The organism is Plesiomonas sp., assembly GCF_051650925.1.
In the GTDB taxonomy this organism is placed as follows: domain Bacteria; phylum Pseudomonadota; class Gammaproteobacteria; order Enterobacterales; family CAMTGL01; genus Plesiomonas.
In genome coordinates, this window is record NZ_JBOFRH010000590.1 from 1 (window position 1) to 1,554 (window position 1,554).

At 47.4% G+C, this 1,554-nt stretch carries 2 protein-coding genes; both read right to left on the minus strand.

Annotation, left to right across the window (positions count from 1 at the left end; genetic code table 11):
• Positions 1–864: pilin glycosylation ligase domain-containing protein (locus tag ACRC27_RS14105; RefSeq protein ID WP_438640167.1), on the minus strand; the 864-nt coding region annotated here is incomplete at its 3' end.
• A gap of 68 nt (positions 865–932) precedes the next feature.
• On the minus strand, positions 933–1,554 hold a 622-nt coding region (locus ACRC27_RS14110; protein WP_438640168.1), incomplete at its 5' end, for a type II secretion system F family protein.

Below are 1,554 nucleotides of genomic sequence, written 5' to 3' on the forward strand. Positions count from 1 at the left end.
TGAAACCCGATCAGCCATCAGCAGGGTAATATCATTCAGCCAAAAATTTTGTGCTAGCCCCCATAGTAGACCAATACTCAGGGCGATAAAAAATAGCGCTGCATTTTGTTTATGTTGGTGATTTTGGCGCAGCAGTGTGAACAATATCAGTGGGCTAACCAATATCAGAGCCAGCCAACCGGTGCGTGAAAGCAGTACTACTGTGATAAAGGTAGTCAGCGTAATGCTGATTGCGAGCACTGTACGTTGCCACATTCGTGTGGTATGCAGCAATAAAAACGCAGCAATTACCGTGCCGGTGACCATAAAAGAGGCCATCAGATTTGGCTGGAAGAAGATCCCGTAGGGGCGGTTGAGGTGGCTGTCATACCCGAAACTGTTGCCCTCGGTCAGCCAGTAATATTGCCAGAGCGCTAGAGAGGCTTGAATCAAAACCCCGCATAGCAGTATCCAGAGTAAATGCTGTTTTTGCCGCGCGGTGAGTTGTAACTGCACTGCCGCTAGATAGGTTAGATAGCCGCCCCACAGACCAAATAGGGTGGTGAGTATGCGGGTATCGGCTTGCGGGTAGAGTTGTGGCAAGCTGATCAGCATGCAACTGATCAACAACCCTTGTGATAAGCGGTTATACCGCAGTTGATGTGTGCGGCTTATCAACAGTATGCCATTGAGAATGATAGCGCTGATCACTATCCAGCCAATATTATTAAACGGGATTTGTAACCCTTCGCCACCAAGATGATTTTGTACCGTGTGCATGCCGCAGAGAAAAAACAGCGCCAGCAGTAGAACATGGCAGGTTTGCGCGGGTGTATAAGCCGTAAAAAAGTGTTGGCTGTGGATCCGCAGGCGTTGAGCAAGCATAATATCATTCCATGATTAGGCTTAAGTTCAGATTTTAGTTTTTTAACTTTTTATTTTAGCGCTGAGTGTTAGCCGATTACGCTACCCATATTGAAAATAGGCAGATACATAGCCACGACCAGTGAACCGACAATACCGCCAATAATCACCATAATAAAAGGCTCTAGCAGGCTAGATAGCGCATCAACCATGTCATCAACTTCTTGCTCATAAATGGTAGCAATTTTATCGAGCATGCCATCAAGTGAACCTGACTCTTCGCCAATCATCACCATTTGGGTAGTAATTGGTGGAAACAGGTTCTGCTTTTGCATGGCCTGATGAATCGGAATGCCCTGTTCGGCCTCTTTGCGTACCGCTAAAATGGCGTTACGGTAGATCAGATTGCCGGAAGCACCTGCCGCAGAAACCAAGCCGTTTAGCAGTGGCACACCGGCGGTAAAGGTGACTGATAAGGTGCGTGAAAAGCGGGCAACACTGGCTTTATGCAGCATAAGGCCAATGACCGGCAATTTGAGCATAAATTTATCCTGCCGAAGACGTATTTTTTCAGAGCTGCGGTACATGCGGCGATAGAGATAAACTGCTGCCACAATACCTATTGCCACAAAGCCGCCTTTTTCCCGCAGTAATACCGAAAGATTGAGCACCATCTGAGTAAATGCCGGCAGTTCAGAGCCAAAGCCGTGA